Annotated in this window: 21 protein-coding genes; 9 read left to right on the top strand and 12 right to left on the bottom strand. The window is 56.7% G+C overall.

The annotated features are described in order from the left end of the window. Positions 1 to 65 precede the first annotated feature (65 nt). The gene (locus PHA01_RS02015) at positions 66 to 443 is read left to right on the top strand and encodes a hypothetical protein (RefSeq protein ID WP_271893001.1); all 378 of its coding nucleotides are present in this window, start codon (positions 66 to 68) and stop codon (positions 441 to 443) included. Positions 444 to 474: 31 nt separating this feature from the next. On the opposite strand, the gene glyS is transcribed toward PHA01_RS02015, so the two are convergent. From glyS to PHA01_RS01995, 4 genes are all read right to left on the bottom strand, one after another. After that, positions 475 to 2,769, bottom strand: a complete 2,295-nt coding sequence (gene glyS / locus PHA01_RS02010) for a glycine--tRNA ligase subunit beta (RefSeq protein WP_271892999.1) — start codon at positions 2,767 to 2,769, stop codon at positions 475 to 477. Beyond that, positions 2,769 to 3,704, bottom strand: a complete 936-nt coding sequence (locus PHA01_RS02005; protein ID WP_271893909.1) for a glycine--tRNA ligase subunit alpha — start codon at positions 3,702 to 3,704, stop codon at positions 2,769 to 2,771. The genes glyS and PHA01_RS02005 overlap by 1 nt, the downstream gene beginning before the upstream one ends. A gap of 161 nt (positions 3,705 to 3,865) precedes the next feature. Beyond that, positions 3,866 to 5,668, bottom strand: a complete 1,803-nt coding sequence (locus PHA01_RS02000; protein WP_271892997.1) for a tetratricopeptide repeat protein — start codon at positions 5,666 to 5,668, stop codon at positions 3,866 to 3,868. Positions 5,669 to 5,802: 134 nt separating this feature from the next. After that, on the bottom strand, positions 5,803 to 6,819 hold the full coding sequence (locus PHA01_RS01995) for a polyprenyl synthetase family protein (RefSeq protein WP_271892995.1): 1,017 nt from the start codon (positions 6,817 to 6,819) through the stop codon (positions 5,803 to 5,805). A 348-nt stretch (positions 6,820 to 7,167) separates the two neighbouring features. Between PHA01_RS01995 and PHA01_RS01990 the strand changes: the two genes are divergently transcribed. The 6 genes from PHA01_RS01990 (at position 7,168) to moaB (ending at position 11,136) form a co-directional block, all read left to right on the top strand. Then, on the top strand, positions 7,168 to 7,389 hold the full coding sequence (locus PHA01_RS01990; protein ID WP_112525794.1) for a putative signal transducing protein: 222 nt from the start codon (positions 7,168 to 7,170) through the stop codon (positions 7,387 to 7,389). Between the two features lie 3 nt (positions 7,390 to 7,392). Then, the gene (locus PHA01_RS01985; protein ID WP_271892993.1) at positions 7,393 to 8,166 is read left to right on the top strand and encodes a tRNA1(Val) (adenine(37)-N6)-methyltransferase; all 774 of its coding nucleotides are present in this window, start codon (positions 7,393 to 7,395) and stop codon (positions 8,164 to 8,166) included. A 128-nt stretch (positions 8,167 to 8,294) separates the two neighbouring features. Beyond that, the gene (locus tag PHA01_RS01980; RefSeq protein ID WP_271892992.1) at positions 8,295 to 9,152 is read left to right on the top strand and encodes a S49 family peptidase; all 858 of its coding nucleotides are present in this window, start codon (positions 8,295 to 8,297) and stop codon (positions 9,150 to 9,152) included. A gap of 352 nt (positions 9,153 to 9,504) precedes the next feature. Beyond that, positions 9,505 to 9,690, top strand: a complete 186-nt coding sequence (locus tag PHA01_RS01975; protein WP_112525800.1) for a hypothetical protein — start codon at positions 9,505 to 9,507, stop codon at positions 9,688 to 9,690. Positions 9,691 to 9,695: 5 nt separating this feature from the next. Continuing rightward, the gene (locus PHA01_RS01970) at positions 9,696 to 10,601 is read left to right on the top strand and encodes a 4-(cytidine 5'-diphospho)-2-C-methyl-D-erythritol kinase (RefSeq protein ID WP_271892990.1); all 906 of its coding nucleotides are present in this window, start codon (positions 9,696 to 9,698) and stop codon (positions 10,599 to 10,601) included. After that, on the top strand, positions 10,585 to 11,136 hold the full coding sequence (gene moaB / locus PHA01_RS01965) for a molybdenum cofactor biosynthesis protein B (RefSeq protein WP_271892988.1): 552 nt from the start codon (positions 10,585 to 10,587) through the stop codon (positions 11,134 to 11,136). Before PHA01_RS01970 ends, moaB begins: the two co-directional genes overlap by 17 nt. Here moaB and PHA01_RS01960 read toward each other — a convergent pair. After that, a complete protein-coding gene (locus tag PHA01_RS01960) occupies positions 11,133 to 11,681 on the bottom strand; it encodes a glycosyltransferase family protein (RefSeq protein ID WP_271892986.1) in 549 nt (182 codons plus the stop codon). The genes moaB and PHA01_RS01960 overlap by 4 nt on opposite strands. 115 nt (positions 11,682 to 11,796) lie before the next feature. Here PHA01_RS01960 and PHA01_RS01955 point away from each other — a divergent pair, with 115 nt between their 5' ends. Both PHA01_RS01955 and PHA01_RS01950 read left to right on the top strand, forming a co-directional pair. Further along, positions 11,797 to 12,948: a PA0069 family radical SAM protein gene (locus PHA01_RS01955; RefSeq protein WP_271892984.1), complete on the top strand. Its 1,152-nt coding sequence runs from the start codon at positions 11,797 to 11,799 to the stop codon at positions 12,946 to 12,948. 163 nt (positions 12,949 to 13,111) lie between these two features. Continuing rightward, positions 13,112 to 13,771, top strand: coding sequence for a ribonuclease HII (locus PHA01_RS01950; protein ID WP_271892982.1), 660 nt, complete (start codon positions 13,112 to 13,114; stop codon positions 13,769 to 13,771). A 350-nt stretch (positions 13,772 to 14,121) separates the two neighbouring features. Here PHA01_RS01950 and PHA01_RS01945 read toward each other — a convergent pair whose 3' ends face one another. The 7 genes from PHA01_RS01945 to der form a co-directional block, all read right to left on the bottom strand. Further along, positions 14,122 to 14,607, bottom strand: coding sequence for a F0F1 ATP synthase subunit B (locus PHA01_RS01945; protein ID WP_271892980.1), 486 nt, complete (start codon positions 14,605 to 14,607; stop codon positions 14,122 to 14,124). An 11-nt stretch (positions 14,608 to 14,618) separates the two neighbouring features. Next, positions 14,619 to 15,257, bottom strand: coding sequence for a F0F1 ATP synthase subunit B (locus tag PHA01_RS01940; protein ID WP_224512310.1), 639 nt, complete (start codon positions 15,255 to 15,257; stop codon positions 14,619 to 14,621). A gap of 267 nt (positions 15,258 to 15,524) precedes the next feature. Continuing rightward, entirely contained in the window at positions 15,525 to 15,752 is a 228-nt protein-coding gene (locus tag PHA01_RS01935; protein ID WP_008125314.1) for a F0F1 ATP synthase subunit C, read from the bottom strand. 71 nt (positions 15,753 to 15,823) lie between these two features. Further along, complete coding sequence (locus PHA01_RS01930; RefSeq protein WP_112525816.1) at positions 15,824 to 16,576, bottom strand: F0F1 ATP synthase subunit A; 753 nt, start codon at positions 16,574 to 16,576, stop codon at positions 15,824 to 15,826. A 49-nt stretch (positions 16,577 to 16,625) separates the two neighbouring features. Beyond that, positions 16,626 to 17,036, bottom strand: a complete 411-nt coding sequence (locus tag PHA01_RS01925; protein WP_271892974.1) for an AtpZ/AtpI family protein — start codon at positions 17,034 to 17,036, stop codon at positions 16,626 to 16,628. 617 nt (positions 17,037 to 17,653) lie between these two features. Beyond that, positions 17,654 to 18,712 carry a cell wall hydrolase gene (locus tag PHA01_RS01920; RefSeq protein ID WP_417020909.1) on the bottom strand — a complete coding sequence of 353 codons (1,059 nt, stop codon included), beginning with the start codon at positions 18,710 to 18,712 and terminating at the stop codon, positions 17,654 to 17,656. Between the two features lie 233 nt (positions 18,713 to 18,945). Then, the gene (gene der / locus PHA01_RS01915; RefSeq protein WP_271892972.1) at positions 18,946 to 20,415 is read right to left on the bottom strand and encodes a ribosome biogenesis GTPase Der; all 1,470 of its coding nucleotides are present in this window, start codon (positions 20,413 to 20,415) and stop codon (positions 18,946 to 18,948) included. Positions 20,416 to 20,423: the final 8 nt, after the last annotated feature.

The following is a 20,423-nucleotide window of genomic DNA, read 5'->3' as shown; positions in this document are numbered from 1 at the left end:
TGAATAAGGCTTGGCAATAAATCGCTGTTAACAGTCGGCCAAGAAAAGAACAGGGACGGTTTGCCATGCTTCGCCAAATCATTGCCGCAACGACGATTGCGCTATTTACGGTATCCGCCCAAGCTGGCTCGATCGACGAAGTCAGCGGGTTGGCCAAGCCAAATTCCGTCTCATATGTCGGCTATGACAGCTTCGATGCGAACGGCAATCCGATCTGCTCACCTTGCCTGGCGCAAAAGGCAAAAGAGGCAGCCAAGCTGAAAGCCTATGCTGAACGGCGCGAACGTTCGCGCCAGTATATGGCGCGTCTACAGGGCAACGGTACAGGATCTGACTCGATGATGGCCGCCAATGCAGCGCCGCTTGCGCAGCCCGGCCAGCCGGCACCTGAAAAGGTCATTGCCGATGTTGGCGAAACGCCGCTGCGCGCCGGCGTGCAATAGACAGGCGCTAAGAACAGCGCCTATCTTCCTGTTATCCCGCGATTTTTGAGAAATCCGCAACCGTGTTCGTTGCGGTCCTGATACGGGAGAGCAGCGCCAGACGGTTTGCGCGAATGTCCGGATTGTCGTCGTTAACCAGCACTTTTTCAAAGAATGAATCAACTGGTTCACGCAAAGCGCTAAGTGCGATCATGGCGCCGGAAAAGTCTTCGTTTTGAATCGCTTGCGCCGCCTGGCTCTCAGCTTGATTCACCGCCGCTGAAAGCTCCCGCTCTTCTTCCAGTGCGAAAAGCGCGGCGTCGACAACCGGGGAAATCGGCGTTCCCTTCTTTTCCTCGGCGCTCAGAATGTTGGCGGCACGCTTGGTGCCGGCAAGAAGGTTCTTGCCGTCTTCCGTGTTGAGGAAAACCACCAGCGCTTCAACCCGGCGCGCGATCAGCAACAGGTTGTCAGCGCCTTCCGTCAGCACCGCGTCGATCAGATCGTGGCGGGCACCGAGTTCGCGAAGATGCACTTTCAGCCGTTCATGGAAGAAGCTGAGCAAATCGAGGAGAATGGGCTGGGACCGCTCGGAGAGCTGGCCACGTATGCGCTTCTCGAAGCCGGAGATGGCATTGGTGACATCCTCCTCGCCGTCGACGTCGCCCGAATCCTGTGCCGCCTGGTCCTCCTCGAAATGTTCGATGCGCTGTTCGATCTTTTCTTCGCGCAGCTGAATGAAGGCCGATTGAAACAATGGCAGCAGTTCGATTTTCCATTCACTGGAAAGGAGGAGCCGTATGACGCCGAGTGCCGCACGTCGCAACGCGAAAGGATCTTTCGAGCCGGTCGGTTTTTCATCGATGGACCAGAAGCCGACGAGTGTGTCGAGCTTGTCAGCGAGCGCGACCGCGATCGAAACTGGATCGGCCGGCACAAAATCGGACGGACCTTGCGGCTTGTAGTGCTCCTCGATAGCAGCCGCGACGGAAGGATGCTCCTTCTGCAGCAACGCATATTTGCGTCCCATGCCACCCTGAAGTTCGGGAAACTCGCCGACGATTTCGGTCGTAAGATCCGCCTTCGCGAGAACAGCGGCGCGCATTGCCAGCGCTGGATCAGCGCCAACCAGCGGGGCGATTTCGCGCGCAAGATTCTTGATACGGGTGACGCGTTCGCCCTGTGTGCCGAGCTTGGCATGGAAGGTGACATTGAGAGCATCGAGTCGCGCCATCCGCTGGTCGAGCGGCTTCTTGAGATCAAGATCGAACTTGATCGCGGCAGGCGCCAGGGTGTGCATGTCCGGCAGATCGTGCTGGTCGGTGTTCCAGAAATACAGCGCATCGGAAAGGCGCGCGCGCACGACCTTGCCATTGCCGTGGGCGATCTCACGGCCGCCATCTGTCGCCTCGATATTGGAGACGAGAATGAACTTGTTGGAGAGCCTGTCGCTCTCGCCTTGTTTGCGCGTGACGAAGCATTTCTGGTTCGTCTTGATCGTCAGGCGGATGACTTCTGGTGGAATAGCCAGAAACTCTTCCTCAAACTCGCCCATCAGCACAACCGGCCATTCAACCAGGCCCGACACTTCTTCGAGCAGCGTTTCATCTTCGACCAGCTCGAGACCGGACGCGAATGCGATGTTCTGCGCATCCGACAGGATGATTTCCTTACGGCGGTCGGCGTCCAGAACGACCTTGGCTTTTTCAAGCTTGGCGACGTAGTCGTCGAAACGGCGAACGGTGATCGGTTCGCCGTCGCTCAGGAAACGATGGCCGTAGGTCACATTGCCGGCGCGCAAACCATCGATCTCAAAGTCTACAACGACAGGCTCTTCGGTTTCGGGGCCGAAGGTGCAGAGGATCGACTGCAGCGGACGCACCCAGCGCAGGCTGCCAGGCTTTGACGATGCCCTACCCCAACGCATGGATTTCGGCCAGGGAAACGCGCTGACGATCTTCGGCATGATTTCCGCGATGATCTCTTCAGCGGCGCGGCCGGGCTTGGTCAGATGAGCGACATAGAAATCGCCCTTCTTTGGATCGGTATGGACATGTGCCTCGGATATATCGGCAAGGCCCGCAGAGCGCAGGAAGCCTGCAATCGCCTGATCCGGAGCGGTGACGCTTGGGCCCTTGCGATCTTCATGCACGTCCTTGGAACGCGCGTTCAGCCCACGTATGTCCAGTGTCAGGCGGCGCGGTGTCCAGTAATCACCGGCGGCTTCATAGGTGAGGCCAGCCTCGACCAACGCGTCGGTCACGAGTTTTTTCAGATCGCCCGCGGCCTTGCGCTGCATGCGCGCTGGTATTTCTTCCGAGCGAAGTTCGAGCAAAAGATCAGGCATTACACGGACTCGCTTTTAAGATTGGCGCCGCCGGCTTCCGTCAGCAGGAAGGCCTCGCCGCATGCCTTGGCGAGGTTGCGGACCCGCAGAATATAGCTCTGGCGCTCGGTCACCGAAATGACGCCGCGCGCATCGAGAAGATTGAAGGCATGCGAGGCCTTGATGCATTGGTCGTAAGCGGGCAGGACCATCTTGTGCAGCGGGCTGTTGTCGCCCGCCTTGGGGGCACCGGCGCGCAGGAGTGCCTCGCACTCGGCTTCGGCATCCTCGAAATGCCGCAGCAGAATCGCAGTGTTGGCGTGTTCGAAATTGTGCCGCGAGTATTCCTGCTCGGCTTGCAGAAACACGTCGCCATAGGTGACCTTCTCATCGCCTTCGAGGCCATTGAAGTTCAGGTCATAGACATTGTCGACACCCTGCACATACATGGCGAGGCGTTCGAGACCGTAGGTCAGCTCACCTGAAACCGGGGCGCATTCAATACCGCAGACCTGCTGGAAATAGGTGAACTGCGAGACTTCCATGCCGTCGCACCAGCATTCCCAGCCAAGGCCCCAGGCTCCGAGGGTCGGGCTCTCCCAGTCGTCCTCGACGAAACGGATATCGTGCAGCAGCGGATCAAGACCAATCGCCCGCAGAGAGCCAAGATAAAGCTCCTGCAGATTGGGCGGCGATGGCTTCATGATCACCTGGTACTGGTAATAATGCTGCAGCCGGTTCGGGTTTTCACCGTAGCGGCCGTCCTTGGGGCGGCGCGAAGGCTGCACATAGGCTGCCTTCCATGGCTTTGGTCCAAGCGAGCGCAAGGTTGTTGCCGGATGGAACGTGCCGGCGCCGACTTCCATGTCGTAGGGCTGCAAGATGACGCAGCCATGCTGGGCCCAGTAACTGTGAAGCGTGAGGATAAGACCCTGAAACGAGCGGGTCGGCTGCATATGATCGGGAAGTGAAACGGTCACCGGACAGGCCTTTTATGACGACAAGGAATGAAGTGCATATTTTTGTTTGGAAGCATGATCTTATCCGAAAAGTCGAGCAACTTTTCGGGACCATGCTCTAAGACCTGCACTCCAGCCGGTCAAGTAGAACCAAACAGTCAGCCCTTCTTGTCGGGAGCCGCTGCGGGCGCTGGTGCAACAGGTGGCTTCGGTGCATCGGGGCCATTCTTGGCAACGCCGGGATCCTTGTCATCGGGAAGGCCGTTCTTCAGCTTTTCCTCGATCTTGACCAGGTCTTCCGGTTCGGGCTTGGAATCCCGTGCGTGCGCCCATTGGAACGTTGCTTCCAGTTTGCGGCCGGCCCGCCAATAGGCATCGCCCAGATGGTCGTTGATCGTCGCATCTTCCGCCCGTAGTTTCACGGCCTGTTCAAGCTGCGTCACCGCATCATCATAACGGCCAAGGCGGTAGTAGGCCCAGCCAAGGGAATCAACGATGTAACCGTCCTGTGGACGAGCTGCGACGGCCTTCTTGATCAGATCAAGCCCCTGCTCGAGTTTGGTGTTCATGTCGATCCACGAATAACCGAGATAGTTCAGTACCTGCGGCTGATCCGGATAAAGTTCAAGCGCCTTGAGGAAATTCGGCTCGGCCTTGTCCCATTGCTTCAGGCGCTCGTAGGCGATCCCGCGTTGATAGAAAATGGTCCAGTCCCCACGGGTCGGGTCCTTCAGCGCTGCAACAGCCTGATCGTAGGTTTCCGCAGCCTTCTGATAATTCTTGTCTTGCGAATAGATGCTCCCGATCGCGAGATAGGTACGCATATCTTCGGGTTCGCTCTTTAGCAGGCCATTGAGGTGCTGGATGGCCTCGTCATTGCGCTTCAGGATTGCCAGATTGATGGCGAGTTGCATCTCGGCGTCGCGGCTATAGGGAGAATCCGCAGAAATCTTGCCGAAATAGTCGATCGCCTTGTCTGACTGTTCGAGCTTGGCGCTGATGTCGCCGAGCTGGTACAGCGTCGCGTCATGATCTGGGCGAAGTGGCAAAGACATCTGCAAATAGAGCTTGGAAAAGGCTTCGCCGCCATTGCGGTTGATGGCTGTCGCCACCGTATAAAGCACCTCGGCCGCGCCCTGTTGCGGCGTTTGGATGAGTGGTTTTACCGTCTTGCCATCAGCAATCTGCTTGCCGAATTCAGCGAGCACCATGCGGCCGGAGAGCACTTCCGAGGCTTCCTTGACCAAGGCTTGGGCACCGTCCTTATCGCCCGAGCGCATCTTGAATGACGCATAGGCTTCAACGAGACGTTCATAGGTGTCAGGCGCTGCCGCAACATTTGTCTTGTCGTCGATCGCGCTCTGGTAGAACGTTGCAGCCTTATCCTTCTGGCCCGCCATATCCGCGATCAGTGCAGAATTGTACGTCTTGAACAGTGTGAAACCTTCCGGCCCCTGCAACTTGTCGATCATCGAAAGCGCTTCATTCGGCTTGCCAGCGCCCGCCTTGGCCCAAGCAGCAACCAACCCGGTTATCATGCGGTCAAGATCGGACTGGAGCGACAGCATCATCAGGGTGTCGACCTGCCGGTATTGTTTCCTGTTGAGAGCGTCGATACCGAGAGCCAGCCGCGAAAACCGTTCGATTTCCGGAACGGCCTTCAGTTCCTCTGCTAACGGCAGTGCTTGCTTGAACTGTCCGTTAGTCAACAGCACCAGCATCAGGCTCTGGCGCAGCTCCGTGTTCTTCGGATCATACGCCAGCGCTTGCCGGTAGAACGAGATTGCGCTGTCGAAATCATTGCTGCGCTCCGCAGTACGCGCGGAAAGGAACGCGCCGGAAAGAGTGCCGGCATTCAATGTCGGAGTGTTGTTGGTCGCGGCTTGAGCGGACGCAGCTCCCACCGTTAACGCAGCGAGCGTTGCGCCCATGACCGAGCCAAGCAATTTACTACGCTGCATAACAAAACCCTCTTTGTGTTCCCGAATTGAGATGATTGTCCGAATCCTCAAGGAAACCATGGCCTTTTTACGGTTTTCGCTCAAGGTTGATCGAATGTTCCGAGTTTTGGGCCTTTACGCAGCGTAAGAACCCATTAATTGACCCGGCTGATGCAGAAGTCGATGACTTCGAGAAGCGCATCCTTCTGCGGCGACTGATCGAGTGGAGCGAGTGCATCCCGGGCGATGCCGCCAAAATGCCGGGCGCGCTGTATTGTATCACTCAATGCACCATAGCGTGTCATCAATCCTTTGGCTTTTTCCAGGCCCTTGTCGTCATTTGCACCGTTTTCCAGCGCGTCTTTCCAGAAAAGCCGCTCTTCGGGTGTTCCGCGCCGGTAGGTGAGGACCACCGGCAGGGTAATCTTGCCTTCACGGAAATCGTCGCCAGTGTTCTTGCCAAGATCCTTGGCGTTGCCGCCATAATCCAGAGCATCATCGACTAGCTGGAAGGCGAGCCCGAGATTGAGCCCATAGGAACGCAGCGCCTGACGGTCGGTCCGTGACGCGGAAGCGATGATCGGTCCGACTTCAGCGGCCGCAGAAAAAAGCGCTGCCGTCTTCGCCTTGATGACGGCAAGGTATTCGTCTTCGGTGGTTTCGAGATTTTTTGCAGCTGCAAGCTGCATTACTTCGCCTTCGGCAATCACCGACGCCGACGTCGCGAGCACATCAAGTGCGTCCAGCGAGCCGACCTCGACCATCATCTTGAAAGCCTGGCCCAAGAGAAAATCACCGACCAGAACGCTCGCCTGGTTGCCCCAGATCATGCGCGCCGTACGCTTTCCCCGGCGCAGGTCGCTTTCGTCGACAACATCGTCGTGCAGCAATGTCGCCGTGTGCATGAATTCGACGCTGGTCGCAAGCTTGAGATGGCCATCGCCGTGGTAGCCGAACATGCGGGCAGCGGCGAGCGTGATCATCGGGCGCAAACGCTTGCCGCCGGAAGAGATCAGATGGTTCGCAACCTCCGGAATCATCTCGACGTCAGAGCCGGCTTTCGACAGGATGAGCTCGTTGACGCGGGCCATATCGGCGCCCGTCAAATCGATCAGCGGCTGTACCGATCCGGTATTGTTTTTCTTATCGTCAAGACTGACAACGACGCCCAAAACGAAACTCCCTGCGGTTCTGGCCTGATGCGGCGACACCTTATTTTGACAGCCTGTAACCCGCAAGCGGCGAATTGGCGCGCAAAATTTGTACTAGTGGAACGAAATTTGACATTTGAGTCCTGCGGGGCAGCAATGCTCATACTCAAATGTCAAATTCAAGGTTCCACTAGAAACCAATAACTTGCTAGTGGTCCTTTGATTCTGGCATTCGCAAAGAGCGTCCTGCAAAAATGGGATGCGAATGTCAGAATCGGACCACCAGGGTGACAAATTCGTGATAAGGCCATGCACTGCTTCATACAATCAGGGGAAGGCGCTTTGCGCTACCCTGCAACGGTAGTCAAAATGATTGAAATACTGCGCACAAATGATCCGGTTTTAATCTCTTTTGTCGAATCCCTGCTGAAGGAAGCGAAGATAAACCACTTCGTTGCCGATTCGAACATGAGCATTCTCGAGGGTTCGCTTGGTATTCTCGGACGCCGCATCATGGTTGATGGCGACCGCGAAAAAGAAGTGCGACAATTGCTCATAGACGCCGGTATCGAACAGGAGCTTCGCGACTGATTTATGCTTCCAACAGACGCCTCACAGACGAAGGACGCGTTTCATCGCGGCAGATTTTACCTGTTGCAACCCGCGGCAAAAGGGCACCGCTCCGGTGTGGACGCGATGATCCTCGCCAGCGTGGTGCCGAATGATTTTGCCGGACGGATCGCCGATCTTGGCGCAGGTGCCGGTGCCGCAGGCCTTGCGGTGCTCTCCCGCTGTTATGGCTCAACTGCCGTCCTGATCGAACGATCGGACTTCATGGCTGACTTTGCGCGCAGTTCGCTGGCGTTGCCTGAAAACAGCGCATTTTCCGGCCGTGCCAACGTAATCCAGTCAGACGTAACATTGACAGGCAAGGCCCGTATTGCCGCCGGACTTGCCGACAACAGCTTTGATTTCGCCATCATGAACCCGCCCTTCAACCAGCCTAGCGACCGCGCGACGCCAGACCCGGTAAAGGCTGAGGCGCACGTCATGACCAAGGACATGATGGAAAAATGGGTGAGGACGGCGGCGGCCATCGTGAAGCCCGGCGGATCAATCGGGATCATCGCGCGGCCAACATCGATAACGGATCTGCTCGATGCGCTTGAGGGACGCTTTGGCGGGCTGATCATCGTTCCTGTGCAGCCAAGACCGCAGGACGCCGCCATCCGCATTGTCATCAAGGGTATCAGGGGAAGCCGCGCGGGACTGTCGCTCTATCCTGCCCTTGTCTTGCACCATGAAACTGGAAATGCATTCACCGAGCGGGCAATTGCCATCAATAATGGATTGGCGTCGCTTTTTTAGACTCAGAGCGAGAGTCGACCATATTGCACCGTTCTGTTTCAATATGATCGAATCTCACTCTAGCACCATTGTGATTTCCTGCATGTGGCCTACATGGTTCTGACAACACATAGCCACAGGAGACACGCTTGGCTCGATTTATCCGGAAACTATTGCCCCGTCGCTGGCGCCCCGATTATCAGGAAATTCCGGTTGTTCGCCTACACGGCGTGATCATGTCTGGCGGCGGTCCCTTCCGGCAAAATCTCTCGCTTGCATCGACGGCAGCTGTTCTGGAGAAAGCTTTTGCAGAAAAAGACGCACCTGCAGTCGCAATCTCCATCAATTCCCCGGGTGGATCACCAGTTCAATCGCGTCTGATCTACCGGCGCATTCGCGATCTGGCCACGGAAAAGAACAAGAAAGTCTACGTTTTCGTCGAGGATGTCGCGGCCTCGGGAGGCTATATGATCGCTGTAGCCGGCGATGAAATCATAGCCGACCCCTCCTCCATCGTCGGTTCCATTGGCGTCGTCTCGGCAAGTTTCGGATTCACCGAACTCATCAAGAAAATCGGCGTTGAGCGCCGGGTCCACACAGCGGGAAAGAACAAGGCAACGCTTGATCCATTCCGGCCCGAAAACAAGGAAGATATCGAGCATTTGAAGGCGCTTCAGCTCGAAATCCACGAGACTTTCATCAATCTCGTCAAGGAACGGCGGGGAGAGAAACTGAGCGATAATCCCGACTTGTTCACGGGTCTGTTCTGGACAGGAACGCGGGGCGTTGAACTTGGACTTGTAGATGGTCTTGGCGATATAAGATCTTATCTGCAGTCACAATACGGCCCAAAGACCCGGCTAAAACTGATTACGCAGCCACGGGGCATGTTCGGACGCAAGATTCCGTCTACCGAAACCAGAATTTCGGCGCTTGGAGCCAATCTGGCCAATGGTGTAGTCAGCGCTGCCGAGGAACGGGCGCTTTGGTCGCGATTTGGGCTATGATCTGAGCGCCGCGAGTTTTGGCAAGCTCGCAGTGGCGTGCTATAACAGCCTTTCGCACCTAAATAGAGCCGTTCTGCCGGAGGGAATTCGTGGACAAGGTCAAGGGGTTTGACAAGGCCGATGTCTTTCCATCGGACGAAGCCGAAGCCCGAAGGATTTGGCCCGAATTCACCCGGCCCTTCGGGTTTCCGGCTGGCGGATACCCACTTTGTCAGGCGGCATCGGACGATGGAAAGACATCGGCCTCGCCGCCTTCCGCGTGGATTGTCTCGCCATCCGAGAAACAGAACTGGTTCCATTTAGGTGTGAAAGGCTCTAATACTCAGAACATCTGGTTTTCGAGGTTGGGACGATGCCACAATTGATCTTTTTCGCTCTGGTCGGCTGTGCTGCCTTTTACGGCTATCGCTCGTTCAAGAAAGAGGCGCAGCGCGTTTCCGAGCGGGTTCGCGAAGCGGAAAAAGAAGTGCAGAATCGTGCGCAAGGAACATTGGTGCAGGATCCCGAGACGGGCGAATACCGTTTGCGCAAAGACTGAAGTCAATGTTGGACAGTGTAGAGCCTAGGGCACTAGAGCGTACGATCAACTTGATCGCCCCCGCCAAGATCAATCTTGCCCTGCATGTCACCGGGCGCAGGGATGATGGTTATCATCTGCTCGATAGCCTCGTCGTGTTTGCGCATGTGGGCGACAAGGTGAGCGTGAAGCGCGCGATGCTCGATTCCTTCGAAGTGTCAGGTCCCTTTGGACGTGCCTTGCCCGATGACGAAACCAACCTCGTGCTCAAGGCCCGGAATGCTTTGCGCGCCCGGTTTCCCGAAAAGGCCGCCCCTGTTGCCATTCATCTTGAAAAACATCTTCCGATCGCTTCCGGTATCGGCGGCGGTTCGAGTGATGCCGCGGCCACCTTGCGGGCGCTGACAGCGCTCTGGAGTATCGAAACGAACGAGCTGGCTGCAATCGGTCTGACCTTGGGCGCAGATGTCCCAATGTGTCTGTATGGCCAGCCATTGATTGCACGGGGCATCGGCGAGGAAATCGAGGGTATCGACGATTTTCCACATTTGCCGATGGTCCTCGTCAATAGTGGCGTAGCAACCTCAACCCCTCAAGTCTTTTCGGCGCTTGCAAACCGCGACAACCGATCTCTTCCCGCGCTGCCCAGGCTATCCACCGTCCACGACGTCTGCCTCTATCTCGGGCAGACGGACAACCATCTCTTTTCAGTCGCTGAAAAGCTCACTCCGGCAATCGGCGATGCCATGAGGGCGTTGCGTAACACCGATCCTCGACTGGTGCGCATGTCCGGTTCCGGCGGCACCTGTTTTGCAATTTACGGCAGCGACCAAGAGGCCGAAGCTGCGGCAGCGGCGCTCAAGCGGGCTCAGCCGCATTGGTTCGTTGTTGCCACACACAATGGAGGAGTTGATCTTGGCCCGGATCGATGAGACACGACCGTTTGTGCCGGTCAAGATCGCCGTTCTGACGGTATCCGATACACGCACGCTCGAAGATGACAAATCGGGAACCACATTGTCCGAGAGGCTTCTCGCAGCAGGTCATGTATTGGCAGAGCGCACCATCGTCACCGATGACACGGAGAAAATTCGGGATCGCGTGCTTTCATGGTCAAAAGACCCGCAAATCGATGTGATCATCACCACCGGCGGCACCGGCTTTACGGGCCGCGACGTGACCCCGGAAGCGCTCGAACCTATCTTCGAAAAGCGCATGGACGGCTTTTCCGAAGTGTTCCACCGCATTTCCTACGACAAGATCGGCACTTCGACCATCCAATCACGGGCAACCGGCGGCGTCGTCAATGCGACCTTCGTTTTCGTGCTGCCCGGGTCGCCCGGCGCCTGCAGGGACGCTTGGGATAATATTCTGCAGTACCAGCTGGATTACCGGCACATGCCTTGTAATTTCGTCGAGATCATGCCGCGGCTGGATGAACATCTGACGCGCGGCGGCAAGGGCTAGGTCTTCTTTGACGGGGCCGGAATAATCTCCGCCCGAAGCCGTTTCATCGCAAGCCCGCGCGCAATATCGGCGGCCTTTTTTCCGGGAGTGAACAGTGCCATCGATTGGCGCTTCGAGATGAGCAATCCATCTGCCAACGGGTTGCCGGGAGAAAATACGCGGCTCAGAAACGGCCTGCGATGAGTATGCGACCGGGTGAAGCAAGCAGGCCCCTGCATGCGCTCTACGTGTACTGCCGCGGGCTCCATCCAACCATCCAGCAGTCGCGCGCCAGGCTCGAGAAACAGGAACCATTCGCTGCGGGCCCGCCTGAAACCATCGATCAAAGCCTGGTCCTGCAGAAAGATGCATCCGGCAGCATCGGCAACGCGATGGGTCTGATCGACAGAACCCTGATCGATGATGATCACATCGCTCAAAATACCTTCGACGGCGCCGCCGACCAGACCGCCGAGCGTCCGCGCCAAAGCCTCATCCGAATTTTGGGTTTCAATCAGGACGGAAATCATCAGGAGCCAATATAGTATTATTATAAGAATTTCCATCACTCCTTTCGGCCAAGATTGTTCTTGCTTTGTTCTCAAAGTTTGCTAGGAATAGATTCATGTTGCGGCTATGACGAGCGACTCGTTTCGCTCCCTGCCAAAGGAGACAAGGCAAATGAACATTGTGGTGCAAGCAGACAAGGCTGCCTTTGGTGAGGGCCGTGCACAACATGCGAACGCGCTGATCGAGGAAGCTGGCCTGAGGGTTGATCATCAACGGCGACGCGGCCGCGGGGCTGGTATCAATCCAACCGGCAGGTTCGAAGCAGAAACCCGCCATGTCTACGACGATGGCTGGGAAACCATCGAGGATCTGCCGCCTTTCAAGACCGAAGTGCAGGTGGAAAAGCCGCGCACGATCATTACCCGTAACGACTCGCCGGATATCAGTTTCGACCGTTCGATCAATCCCTATCGCGGCTGCGAGCACGGGTGCATCTATTGTTTCGCCCGTCCGACCCACACCTATATGGGTCTATCGGCAGGGTTGGACTTTGAATCCAAACTGTTTGCCAAGCCCGATGCAGCGAAGATGCTGGACAAGGAATTGTCCAAGCCCGGCTATACCGCAAAGACGATTGCGATCGGCACGAACACTGATCCTTATCAGCCTGTGGAAAAGAAATGGCGCATCATGCGGGACATCCTGCAGGTGCTGGAGGCACACCAACATCCCGTTGGAATCGTTACTAAATCCGCGTTGGTTGTGCGAGATCAGGACATTCTTGCACGCATGGCCGAGAAAGGCCTTGCCAAGGTAGCGCTTTCGGTGACGTCACTCGATGGCAAGCTTGCACGTACGATGGAGCCTCGCGCCTCGACCCCGACGCGGCGCTTGCAGGCGCTTCGCAGTCTCTCGGATGCCGGTATTCCGGTGAGCGTGATGGTTGCCCCGATCATTCCGGGCCTCAATGATCATGAGATCGAGCGTATTCTCGACAGTGCCCACGCCATGGGCGCCAGGGAGGCTGGTTATGTGCTTTTGCGCCTGCCCCTCGAGGTCAGCCCGATCTTCAAAGACTGGCTGCTACGCAATTATCCGGACCGCTATCGCCACGTTCTTTCGCTTGTCCGGTCAATGCGAGGCGGCAAGGATTACGATGCGGAATGGGGTAAACGCATGCGCGGTGAAGGACCCTATGCCTGGCAGATCGGCAGGCGATTTGAGATAGCAGCCAAGCGGCTCGGCATCAATGTGGACAAGCGCCGGCTGCGGACGGACTTGTTCGAGGCCACCCCCGGAAGCGAACAATTGTCACTGCTATAGGTTTTGACGCGTTATGACGATAACGGGATGAATTATCAGCGAAATCAATAAGTTATTTCCGTCAGGCATGCCCCCTCTAGCCTGACGTGACCTTGGGTAGCCCACCCCATCAGCTACCCAGGGGCTTGCAGAGAATCAGAGCGAATGCGAGGCTCGTCGCAACATGGCTCGATCGCGTTCTGATTCTCTGCTTCTTCCTATCGAACCTGGCAAACCGGACTTTGCCAGTGAGCGAAAGCTTATGCGTAGCGGGATTGAGCTTATCGTCGGTATAGACGAAGCTGGGCGTGGTCCGCTGGCGGGACCTGTAGTAGCGGCTGCGGTTATTTTAAACCCGAAGAAAATACCAAAAGGCCTTGACGATTCGAAGCGGCTCACACCCCAGCGACGCGAGGAACTATTTGATATTATTACGGAAACGGCGCTCGCCTGCGCCGTTTCGAGCATTTCCGCGCCGGTGATCGATGCAACCGATATTCTGAAAGCTGCGCTCGAAGCGATGCGCCGGGCTGTATGCAGTCTGGCAATCGTTCCGGGTCATGCGCTGATCGACGGGCGCGACGTCGCCCCGGGGCTTCCCTGCCCGGCGACGGCGCTGATCAAGGGCGATCAACGTTCCGTATCGATCGCGGCGGCCTCCATCCTCGCCAAGGTGACACGCGACCGGATGATGTCACAGACCGGCAAATACTTTCCGCTTTATGGTCTGGAAATGCACGCCGGATATGGGACGGAGTACCATCGCAATGCCATGGAGGCACATGGTCCGGTGGTCGGTCTGCACCGCTTCAGCTTCTCGCCGCTGAAAGAGCGCCAAGCCTAAGGTCTGTTGGCATTCACGCCATGGCGGCCTGCAAACGGCGTTTTTCTGCGCTGCGGTGCTCACGTACCAAAATGTACGCTGCGCTCCGGTACTCGAAAACCACCGTTTTTGCCGCGACCAGACATGAATCTCAACAGACCTTCGTATTTCAACTCGGCACTACCAGATTTCACTCATCGGTTGAAATTCTTGCGCCAGATTCGGACTTTCTTGCATCGGAATCGCCAACTCTTGTGCGAGATTCAAGGATTCCTGCGTAAAATATCTACGGGATTCAGATCAAAGTGAGAATTAAAAAGAAAGCCGCCTTTCGGCGGCTTCGTGAACGTTCGAAATTCCCGTTCTTAGCTTTAGTTAAGGCGGGATTTTACTTCGGTCAGCGATGACTTGAAGAAGTCAGCGGATGTCTTGGCGTCCACCTTCTTGCCAAGAATATGGCTGGCCGCTGCGACAGCGATATCGACGGCGGAAGCCCGAACCTCGTTGACGGCTTCGGTCTCGGCCTGAGCGATCTTCTGCTCGGCGAGCTTCTTGCGGCGCGTCACATATTCTTCGGTTTTCTGCTTGGCTTCCTCGAGAAGGCCATGGGCTTCACGCTCGGCAGCGGCGACGATCTCGCCCGCTTCCTTTTCGGCTTCCTTACGCTTGCGCTGGAACTCCGCAAGCAGGGATTGTGCTTCCTCCCGCAGGCGGCGGGCTTCTTCCAGCTCATCGCGAATTTTATCAGCGCGACCGTCGAGCGATTTGTTCACGACTGCCGGAACCTTGAGATAGATCATCAGCGCCAGGAAGATGACGAGACCGACCAAGGCATAGAATGTTGCGTCGAATTCCATTGTGGTTCTCCTCAGCCCCGAACAGCTTTGACCGCGGCGGATATGCTTGCCTTGTCGATGCTACCGCCGAGGATCTTCTTGACGATCTCGCTTGCAGTATCTTCCGCAATCGTACCGACTTCCTTCATCGCCTTGTCCTTGATGGCGGCAATGCTGGCTTCGGCGTCGCTCAATTTTTTCTCGAGAGCAGCCGAAATGTCCGCCTGTTCGGCGTCGGCTTTTGCCTTGGCTTCATCGCGGGCGGTCTGAGCAATGCCACCGGCCTTCTTCTTGGCGTCGGCCAGTTCCTGCTCGTAGGCAGCAAAGGCGTCATCCGAGTCCTGCTTCATACGAGCAGCCTGATCGAGATCGGTCGCGATGCGATCACGACGGGTTTCGATGATACCGCCGATGCGTGGCAGAACCACCCGGGACAGGAACAGGTAAAATGCGGCAAATGTTACCGCCAGCCAGAGAATCTGCGATGCAAAATGGCTGGAGTCGAAGGGCGGGAAAACACCTTGCTGATGCGGCACACCGGTTTCAGTGTGCGTCTCTGCTGCGTGGGCGTCAGGCGTCGCGCCCGGTACAGCCGGTTCCGGTGTACCATGCGTGTCGGTCTGAGCGACTGTTTCCGTTGTGGATGCGGCGTTCGCCGAAGACACAAACATATATAATCCCCTTGAAGTCGGGCGTTTCCCAAATCAGCAAACATGGTTTGCTGCAGATAAGAAACTGGCCACGCAAAGCGCAGCTAGTGGTCCGATTCTAACATTTGCATTCCGCCTATACCAATCACTCACAAATGTTAGAATCGAAAGACCACTAGCAAATTCAACTTGCTAGTGGAGCTTTGGATTTGACATTCGCCTGAGAGACCGATGTCACGCGGGATGCGAATGTCAAATCCGCTCCACTAGTATCAAGCGCCGTTCAGATTAAACAGCGAAGAGAAGCAGAAGAGCGATGAGCAGCGAGAAGATGCCCAAAGCTTCGGTAACGGCGAAGCCGAATACCAGACGGCCGAACTGGCCATCAGCTGCTGAAGGGTTGCGCAACGCACCGGAGAGATAGCTGCCGAAAATATTGCCGAGGCCGAGGGCCGTTCCGGCCATACCAAAACAAGCAAGACCTGCACCGATGTACTTTGCTGCTACCGGATCCATATTAAACTCCTTTTAGATCGATTCATCATTGATAGATTGCGTTTGGCGGAACTCCGCCGGTGAAGTCTTTTTTAGTGACCGCCGGGATGGACTGCGTCGTTCAGATACATGCAGGTCAGCACGGTGAAGACGTAGGCCTGAAGGAAAGCCACCAAAAATTCGAGACCGGTCAGCGCCACTGTCATCGCAAGCGGCAGCACGGCTCCGCCTATACCGAGCGCACCGAGAGCGCTCAAGGAAGCGACGAAACCAGCAAACACTTTCAACGTGATGTGGCCAGCAAGCATGTTGGCGAAAAGACGAACCGAAAGGCTGATCGGACGGGAAAGGAACGAGATGATCTCGATCGGCACCACCAGCAAAAGCAGCGGCGCGGGTACGCCGGATGGAATGAACACGCCGAGAAACTTGAAGCCATGCTTGGCAAAACCATAGGCAAGCACGGTGCCAATCACCAGAAGAGCAAGCGCAAAGGTGACGATGATCTGGCTGGTGACTGTGAAGAAATAAGGAAACATGCCGAGCATATTGGCAACGAGCACGAACATGAACAGCGAGAAAACGAACGGGAAGAACTTCATTCCGGCGTTGCCTGCCGATTCGCGCAAGGTCGAGGCGACGAACTCATAGGCCATTTCCGAAATGGATTGCAGGCGGGTTGGAATGAGACCGCGATTGGAGGAGGTCAGATAGAGAAATGCCGATGCAACGCCAACCGTTGCAACCATGAAGGCAGACGAATTGGTGAAGGATAGATCAATTCCACCCAGATCAATGGGAATCCACTTGGTGATATGGAATTGATGAATCGGATCGTTGGACACTGTAACCTCGTCTCTCTCGCATCATTCCCGCAAGCATCAGCCCGCAAGGCTATTCCGGTTTGTCGCGCTCGGCGTCCTTGATGGACTGCAGACCACTGTTTTCCGCCACACGTCCCGCAGAGCGCAGGATATTCAGCGTTCCAGCACAAAAACCAAGGAGGAGCAGAATGATAAGCCCCCAAGGTGAAGTACCCAAAAATCGGTCAGCTAACCAGCCCAACCCCGCACCAACCAGAACGCCGGCGATAAACTCGCTCGACAGCTTCATGGCCTGCGCGACACCGGAGGCGGTTTCCGTCCCCTTGTCGTCTGAACCGGACTTTCGCGCTGCACCTCTAGAAGCAAGTCTTGCCCCCAGAGCACGGCGACGGCTCTCCAGTTCCTCCGAAGTCAGCATCTTCCCTGCACCCGGCGTGCTACCGACAGAACCTGACTTATCGGGATCCTTACCCGTGGCCAATGGCATGTCCTTTACACGCTGAATGCGAGGCTTCACCCCCGCTTCGAAGTCGCGCGCAACATATTGTTACGGTCCACGCTAGTCAAGGCGCATACCCGAGACTCTCAAGGGTAATTTTCGTGGTGAAATTCAATATGTTAGCCAAATATGACTATATGTCTCACCTCTTGATCGAAGTTTTGCGGTCGAATCCCTGCGGATCGTGCAGATGTGGGGCGCTTGAACGGAGCCCAATCGAGTGGTGAGACACGACAATTCCAGATGTCGCGCAGCATGGTTCAACCCTGCGTTTCTTGCGGGTCGCATCGTTCCAACCGTAAATGAAAGCGGACAGCATCATGCGATTTGAGGGCTAAAGCAGAAAGCACCGAGCCAGCAGATGCATCGGAGGGATGGCCGCTTCGACCTTTGGGCAATGGCCCTGCCCTCAAATCTGGAGGTGCACTATGCGGAAATTTCCGTTTAGCGTCACCCTTATGTTGAAGAGGACCCGGACAGGCTGGCAAGTCGTGTTCCAGGTCCAATTCTTCACATGAGGAACGGGGGACGGGCGAAAGCTCGTTCCCCACTCCAGAACGAATATAGCAGCTTTCGCGTTGTTTCCAAGCGCCCGAGGATCAAATCCAGCCGCCACCGTAGGTGCGATAAAAGATGTGCTGGCCGATCCTGTCGATGCGCTTCATCGTGTGGGCCCACATCGCCCGGACGTAGACCGCGTGATAGTGCGTGGCCGAGCCAATCTCGGGCAGGAAAATCCGCCCCGATGTGACGGCCATGGCGACTTCCTGCGCCACTTTCCACTGCTTGGGCTCCGTTACATTCAGTTTACGTCCTTCGCAAGCAAAGGAAAACTGGCAGCGGTTGATCCAGTCATCGTTCTGGTAGACGACCTTGCAGATGGTTTTTGGATAGGCCGGGTTGCGGACGCGATTGAGAATGACCTGTGCGACGGCAGCCTGGCCTTTGACGCTTTCACTTCTCGCTTCAAAATAAATGGCGGTTGCCAGGCATTTCTGTTCTTCCTTGGTGAATACGACGGGGGGCAAGGGCGTCGCAAGCCAGTCATGGTCGCCGGCGCCGAGCTGCGGAATAAAGCGGCCCGGGAGTTTCGGCTCATTCAAGATCGTGTCGAACGGAGATGTCTTGGAATAATCCGGAGCTGCAGGGGCATAACCGAGTGCCAGAACGTCCGGCTGATTGTTGTTGACGAGGTTTGCCAGCATCGGCGGCAGATCCGGTTCAGGCTTGTCGGGGGCGCGGTTGTGGAATGCGAGCGCGATCTCGAATTCCTTGCCGGCAATCTTCGGCTTGGCAAAGGCCATCTCGACCTCAACGCCATGGCTCGGGCGAATCAGCATGCTTTGGCGCTGCAGGATAGAACCGGCGCTGAACGCCTTGGGCGGTGCTTTTTTGGAGATTGTGACGATGCGGCCCTGCTTTTCAGCGCGATTGATACGATCTTCATCCGGTGTCGCGCCGGGTGCTTTCTGCGAGCCGTTGATGACGATCGGGCCAATGCCGGGAGCATTGATACCACTCGCGGGTATGCTGGACGTGATCGCTTTTTCGTCAACGAAGGACATGTTGGCCTTCTGGATGGAGCCGGCCGGAGATTTTTCCAGATAGGAAGTCCAGCGGCCTTGCCCGGACTCAGAACCGGACAGCATGCTCGCCATGTCCTGGTAGGCGGTGACGGTTGGGGAGAGCAAGTAAATCGCCGCTCCGATGACCAGTGGGCCAATGATATTCCGATCTGTCCGGTTACTCAGCTGGGAACACGCCCGCAACAATCCAGAGAAACGCACGCCGATACCCCACTCACAACCGAACAATTCTGGTCGTAAAAATGAAGCATTAACCTTGATGGAGGGTTAACGGAGTGCGGAGAACGGTAGTGAAAATCCTCCCCCTACCGCTTCTTCTTTGCCCGTCCGGCGAAGGGATTGTCCGAGGTGCGGAGCACAAGACGAATAGGAACACCCTGAATATCGAACGTCTCGCGAATCCCGTTGGCGAGATAGCGCACATAGGATGTCGGGAACGCATCGGGACGCGAGCAGGAAATGACGAAGCCCGGCGGGCGTGTCTTCACCTGCGTGATGTACTTGATCTTGAGGCGCCGGCCGGCGACAGCGGGTGGCGGATGATGCGCAAGGACGCCTTCCAGCCAACGATTGAGGCGGCCGGTCGAGATGCGGCGGTTCCAGATCTCGTCCGTCGAGGCAACAGCAGCCATCAGCTTGTCGATGCCTTGGTTGCGCTCACCCGAGATCGGCACGGCGCGGATGCCCCGAATCTGTGGCAGGAGGCGCTCGGTCTTTTCGCGCAGGTCAGCGAGGACCATCTGGCGGTTTTCGACGAGATCCCATTTGTTGAACGCGATGACCGGCGCCCGACCTTCGCGGATGATCAGATCGGCAATCTGCAGATCCTGCTTCTCGAAGGGGATCGTCGCGTCGAGCACGATGATGACGACTTCGGCAAAGCGGATGGCACGCAGCGCGTCGCCGACGGAAAGCTTTTCGAGCTTGCCCTGAACCCGCGACTTGCGGCGTAGGCCAGCGGTGTCGAAAAGCTTGATCTTGCGGCCGTTCCACTCCCAATCGACGGAAATGGAATCGCGGGTGATACCGGCTTCGGGACCGGTGAGCAGCCGGTCTTCGCCAAGCATGGTATTGACGAGAGTGGACTTGCCGGCGTTGGGGCGGCCGACAATCGCGATGCGCAGCGGCTTCGACGCATCATAGGCCGGGATATCGTCGGCGTCGGGATCATCGATATCATCGCCGATCAGTTCATCGAGCGAGCGCGGAACCGCAGGGATGGTAACGGCGATGCTATCGCCTGCATCATCCTTTTTGTGCTCATCGGGGAAGACACGCTCTTCGCCCATGATTTCGACAATGGCATCGCGCAAGTCCGGGAAACCCTGGCCGTGTTCGGCCGAAATCGGCGTCGGCTCGCCGAGACCGAGCGCATAGGAATCGTACATGCCGGATTCAGCGCCGCGCGCCTCCGCCTTGTTGGCGACCAGAATAACCTTCTTGCCTGCACGCCGCACGAGATCGGCGAAGGTCACGTCGGTCGGAGTGATGCCGGCCTTGGCATCGACAAGGAAGAAGACGAGGTCAGCTTCGCCGATGGCAAGTTCGGTCTGAGCGCGCATACGGCCTTCGAGCGATTCGCTGTCGACCTCTTCGAGGCCTGCCGTATCGATGACATCGAACTTCAGATCATAAAGCTTGGCGCCATGGACGCGGCGATCGCGGGTGACGCCGGGCAGGTCGTCGACAAGCGCGATCTTGCGGCCGACGAGCCGGTTGAACAGCGTGGACTTACCGACATTCGGACGGCCGATTATTGCGACGGTAAAGCTCATTGAATTCC

This window comes from Candidatus Phyllobacterium onerii (genome assembly GCF_028331445.1).
GTDB classification, from domain to species: Bacteria; Pseudomonadota; Alphaproteobacteria; order Rhizobiales; family Rhizobiaceae; genus Phyllobacterium; species Phyllobacterium onerii.
This window is presented reverse-complemented; position numbering and strand designations above follow the sequence as displayed.